Genomic DNA, 5,250 nt, shown 5'->3' on the forward strand with positions numbered 1-5,250 from the left:
TGGGCGTCGCGGTCGCGGCGACCACGGGCGCGGCGAGCGGCCAGCGCAGCCGCGGCGCGGTATCGGCCGCCCGTGCGAGCGCCGCGCCGATGCGCGATACGTCGCGGATCGCGACGTGCTCGCCGCGCAGGTGCGGCAGCACGAAGCGCGTGACGAGCGCAGCGGCCGTCAGCCCGACGATCGAATACAGCCCGAGCTGCACGAGGCCCGGGAATCCGGAGAACAGCATCGACGCGAATCCGCACACGGACGTCAGCACGCCGAGCCGGATCGTCGGCCAGTACGCGGCGACCCATGCGCGTGTCGCGTCGCCCGAGCGCGCGGCGCCGCGCGTGCCGGCCTGCGCCGATTGCACGAACAGGTAGATCGAGTAGTCGACGGCTTCGCCGATCAGCGTCGTGCCGAAACCGAGCGTGAGCCCGTGGACCGTGCCGAACGCGACGCTGACCGCCGCGATCCCGGCCGCGACGCCGGTCAGCACCGGCAGCAGCCCGAGCGCGAGCGTGCGCGGCGAACGGTACAGCGTGAGCAGCAGCGCGACGATCAGCACGACGCTCGCCGTCGACAGGCGCTCGACGTCATGCCGGATCGTGTCGCGCGTGTCGACCGAGAACACGCCGGGGCCCGTCATCGCCAGCGTGTTCGCCGCTGCATTCGGGACGGCCTGTTGCGCGGCGGCGAACGCGCGGCGCACCGTGTCGATCGCGCGTGCCTGCGCGTCGGTATCGGCGCCGGCGGCGGCCGTCTGCACGACGAGCACCGCGCGCGTGCCGTCGCGCGATGCCCACACGCCGTCGCGGCTCGCCGGTTCGGCCGCACTGTCGAGCTGGTCGACGAGCGCGGTGACTTCGCCGGTCGGGTCGCGCGGCAGCATCGCCTTGGCGACGAGGCCGGCCGACGAGCTCAGCAGGTCGAGGCTGTCGCCGAGCGCGCGGTGCAGGCCGTCGGCGCTGAAGCGCCGCGGCGTGACGGCCGGGCTCAGCAGGTAGCGGTGATCGAAGACGAACTGCCGGTCGCGCGCGTCGTTCGCGGCTTCGCCGTTGTGCACGGCCGCGAATTGCGGATCGGCGCGCAGCGCGCCAGCGACGCGCCGCGACAGTGCGGCACGCGTGGCCGCATCGCCGCCGTCGATCGCGACGAGGATCAGCCGCGACACGATGCCGTCGCGCAACTGGTCGACGAGCACGCGCTGTCCGGCGCTCGGCGAACTCGGCAGGAACGCGGACAGGTCGGCCGTGAAGTGCGCACGCCCGATCGCGACGCCGCATGCGGCGAGCACGAGCAGCCACACGAGCACCGCGCGCTGCCGCCACACGTGCAGGCGGCGCGCGACGGGGGAGGGGCGCGTGCGTTCGGCCATCAGTTCGCGGTCGCCGCAACGGGTTGCAGGCGCATCACCGACCGGTCGCCGTCGGCCTGCCGGATCGCGACGCCGCGCAATTCGTCGCGCGTGCCGTCGAGCGTGATCGTGCTGACGACCTTCAGCATCCGCGCGTCGAGCGGCGTGAGCGTCAGCGTCCAGTCGTCGCCGCGCCCGGAAAGGGCGACCTTGTACACCTGTTCGAGCGCGAAGCGGTTGCCGGCGAGCGTCGCGCGGATGCTGTCGATGAACGCGCCGAGTTCCGGATAGCGCGCGAGCGCGAGTGTGAACGTGCGGTTGTTGCGCTCGACCGTGAGCATGTCGCCGTCGACCACGAGATGTTCGGGCTTCGGGCTCAGCGTGTGCTTTTCCAGATGATCGGGGGCGACGAACACGAGCTCGCCGGACGATTCGACCGGCTGCGTGGCGATCGACAGGTACTTCGTCTCGGTGAACGTCGCGCGTCCCGACTTGTGCCGCGCGAGCGTCGACATCAGCCGGTCGAGGTTCCACGCAGGCGTCGTGTCGGCCGCTCGCGCGGGCACGGCCAGCGCGAGCGCGGCGGCCGCGGTGGCGAGCAGGCGCGCGGCGCGGCGCGCCGCGAACGGAAGCGGAAAGCGGCGAACGGCGGTCATGCGTCGGAATCCCTCGTGGCGGGCAGGTCGGCACCGGCGTGCGCGGTGTCGCGGCGCGCGGCCGCGGCGTCGCCGTCTTGCCAGAAATCGAAAAAGTTGAACCAGTTGTACGGCGCCGCGCGGCAGTACTTGTCGAGTAGCGCGACGTAGCGCACGAGTGCCGCGTCGACGGCCGCCGCGCGCGTGTCGCGCCGCACGTCGGAGAAATCGGCGAGCGTCTCGAAGTGCACGTCGTAGCGGTTGCCGTCGCGATAGAGGCCCGTCATGAAGATCACCGGGCGCTTGAGCATCGCGGCCATGTACAGCGGCCCGCGCGGGAACGCGGCCGGCGTGCCGAGCAGCGGCAGCCGCCGCAGCGACGCGGCCGCGTCGTCGAGCAGCGTGCGATCGGCGAGCATGCCGACCATGCAGTTCGCGTCGAGGCGCTCGCGCACCTTCAGCATCGAGTCGACCTGCCCGAGCGGAATCACTTCGGGCTTCGCGGCCGGGTTCACCGCGGCGAGCGTCGCGTTGATCTTGCGCGCATTCGTCTCGTACATCGTGACGACGACGCGCAGGTCCGGATGCGTGCGGCCGATCGCGCGCACGACCTCGAAGCTGCCGAGGTGCGCGCCCATCAGGAACGCGCCGCGGCCGCCCGCGAGCGCACCGTCGACGAGCGTCTCGCCGTGCAGCCGGATGTCGAACAGGTCGAAGCGTCCGTTCATCAGGTAGATGCGGTCGTGAATCGTCGCCGCGAACGTAAACACGTGCCGGTACACGTCGCGCCAGCGCGCGGGGCGGCCGAGCACGCGGCGCAGGTAATCGCGCGACGCGGCGCACGCGGCCGGCGAGAACAGCACGAAGTACGTCGCGATCAGGTGCAGCACGAGGCGCGCGCGCTGCCGGCCGAAGCGCAGCGAGATCCACGTCATCGTGCGCAGCAAACCGGCGTTGCTGCGTTCCTGGCGTTCGGCCCACGCGGTGCGCTTCATGGCTGCGCGCCATCCCGCGCGGCCGGCGGCGCGGACAGCACGCCGGTCGCGACTTCGCGCGACCCGACGCGCAGCGTGAAGCGGATCGCGCCGCCGGCCGCGGTGTCGTATGCGAGATCGAGCGGTTCGCCCGGGGCGACCGGGCTCAGGAATTTCGCGGAACCGAGCCGCCGTGCGTGCAGCGGACGGTTCAGCGCCGTGCCGATCGCGCGGATCGCGTGATCGAGCAGCACGACGCCCGGCACGACCGGATGGCCGGGGAAGTGGCCGGGCAGCGCCGGATGATCGGCGGGAATCGTGAACGCGAGTGCGGAGGCGGCCGCGGCGCGTTCGGGCGCCGGCGCGGCCGTGGCGCGCGCATGTTGCGCGACGAGCGCGGCGAGCACGTCGCGCGGCAGCTTGCCCGTTTCGTTGCGCGGCAGCGCGTCGACGAACACGAGCGGGCGCGGCATGAATGCAGGATCGATCCGCTCGCGCAGCGCGCGCTGCAGATCGGCGGCCGTGAGCGTCGGCGCGACGACGAGCGCGACGAGGCGCGTGACCGGTTCGAGGCCGGTATCGCCGTGCGCGGGCGCGGCTTCGTCGGGCATGAAGAACACGCCGTCGACTACCTGCGCAATCGCGTTGAGCTGATGATTCAGGTAGGCGAGCGACGTGCGCTTGCCGGCGATGTTCACGAGGTCGGCCTTGCGGCCGTGCAGCAGGAACCGGCCGTCGCCGAGCAGTTCGAGCGCATCGCCCATCGGCACGGGCGCCTCGACGTGCCCGCCCGATACCCACACGGTCGGCCCGCTGTCGTCGCCGTCCGGTTCGGCGCGCGCGTCGAGGCGGATGTCCGGGAACGGTTCCCACGCCGCGCCCCGCGACGTGCGGCGCGTCGCGATCTGGCCGGTTTCCGTGCTGCCGTAAATCTCGACGAGCGGCGCGTCGAGCGCGGCTTCGGCTTCGCACGCGAGTTTTTCCGACAGCGGCGCGGTGGCCGACAGCACGAGGGCCGCCGGCGGCAGCGCATGGCCGGCGGACAGCAGCGCCCGCAGGTGGATCGGCGACGTGACGAGCACGCGCGGCTGCGGGATCGCGTCGAGCTCGTCGCGGATGTCGACCGGGTAGAACGGCTGGCGGTTGCTGAACGCGAGGCCGCCGATCAGCGCGAGCAGCACCGTCGACTCGAAGCCGTACATGTGCTGCGCGGGCACCGTGCCGATCAGCGTGGCCGCGCGTCCGTCGAGCAGCCCGAGGCGCTCGGCCGCCGCGCGCACGCAGCCGACCAGGAAACCCCAGGTCTTGCGGTGCGGTACCGGCGTGCCGGTCGAGCCGGACGTGAACACGTAGGCCATGATTCGCGCCGCGTCGATCCGCGGCACGGCGAACGGCACGTCGTCCGCAAGCGCGCCGGGCGCGGCATCGGGATAGGCGAAGCGCGGCAGGTCGATCGTGCAGTCGGGCGCGTCGTGCAGGCAGAACGCGTCGGGTGCGAACGAGGCGAGCTGGCGGACCATTTCCGGCGTGTGCGTCGACGGCAGCAGGCTGATCTTGCCGGCGACGAGCGCCGCGCACAGGCTGACCGCGAAACGGTAGCGGTCGCGGCACACGTTGAACACGTGGCCGCCGGCGGGCAGCGCGGCGGCCACGCGCGCGACGTCGGCGACGAACGCGCGCACGGTGACGGGCGTACCGTCGCGCCAGGCGATCGTCTGGTCCGGCGAGGAATGGAATACCAGCGGGTGAGTCGGCATAAATCGGTCAAAACGGGGGCGAAGGCCGGCGCGGCGGCGCGCCGGTCATGAATTCATCGTGACGCCTGCGACGCGTGTGCCGTCGCGCGGTACGCGCGCACCGCGTCGGCCATCCGGGGCCGCGGTTCGTGCGGCAGCGCGAAGCGCCGGCACGCATGCTCGGCGGCGAACATCACGGCGACGAGCGGCAGCGACAGGTAGTTCGCGAACGTCGACCACGTGACGATCGGCGCGGTCGCGAACAGCAGCGTCGACACGGCGGCGGTCGCGACGAAGAACAGCGTCCACGCGAGCGTGATTCGCCGCGTGTAACGCGCGACGGCCGGCGTGACCGTGCCGTGGATCATCGCCGCGAAGCGCGTGCACAGCGGCACCTGGCCGGCCGCGAGCGTGCGGCCGAACAGCAGCGCCATCGCGAGGTTGAAGCTCGCGTGTTCCAGATACAGGCCCCATTCGAAGTGCCGCGCGAGCGGCGCGCGAGCCCCCCACAGCGCGGCGGCGGCCAGCAGCCACGCCGGCACGAGCCATGCGCGCCGCGGCGAACG

Annotated in this window: 5 protein-coding genes; all 5 read right to left on the minus strand. The window is 72.5% G+C overall.

Annotated elements, in window-relative coordinates; genetic code table 11:
• The coding region (locus G3N62_RS34210; RefSeq protein ID WP_206141481.1) for an MMPL family transporter at positions 1 to 1,360 on the minus strand (1,360 nt) is incomplete at its 3' end.
• Complete coding sequence (locus G3N62_RS34215) at positions 1,360 to 1,995, minus strand: LolA-related protein (RefSeq protein ID WP_034189598.1); 636 nt, start codon at positions 1,993 to 1,995, stop codon at positions 1,360 to 1,362. The genes G3N62_RS34215 and G3N62_RS34210, both read right to left, overlap by 1 nt.
• Positions 1,992 to 2,969 carry an acyl-CoA synthetase gene (locus tag G3N62_RS34220; protein WP_124671250.1) on the minus strand — a complete coding sequence of 326 codons (978 nt, stop codon included), beginning with the start codon at positions 2,967 to 2,969 and terminating at the stop codon, positions 1,992 to 1,994. Before G3N62_RS34220 ends, G3N62_RS34215 begins: the two co-directional genes overlap by 4 nt.
• Complete coding sequence (locus tag G3N62_RS34225) at positions 2,966 to 4,705, minus strand: AMP-binding protein (protein ID WP_124671251.1); 1,740 nt, start codon at positions 4,703 to 4,705, stop codon at positions 2,966 to 2,968. Before G3N62_RS34225 ends, G3N62_RS34220 begins: the two co-directional genes overlap by 4 nt.
• A gap of 53 nt (positions 4,706 to 4,758) precedes the next feature.
• The coding region (locus tag G3N62_RS34230) for a hypothetical protein (RefSeq protein ID WP_206141482.1) at positions 4,759 to 5,250 on the minus strand (492 nt) is incomplete at its 5' end.

This window comes from Burkholderia sp. Tr-20355 (assembly GCF_017104685.1).
In the GTDB taxonomy this organism is placed as follows: Bacteria; Pseudomonadota; Gammaproteobacteria; order Burkholderiales; family Burkholderiaceae; genus Burkholderia; species Burkholderia seminalis.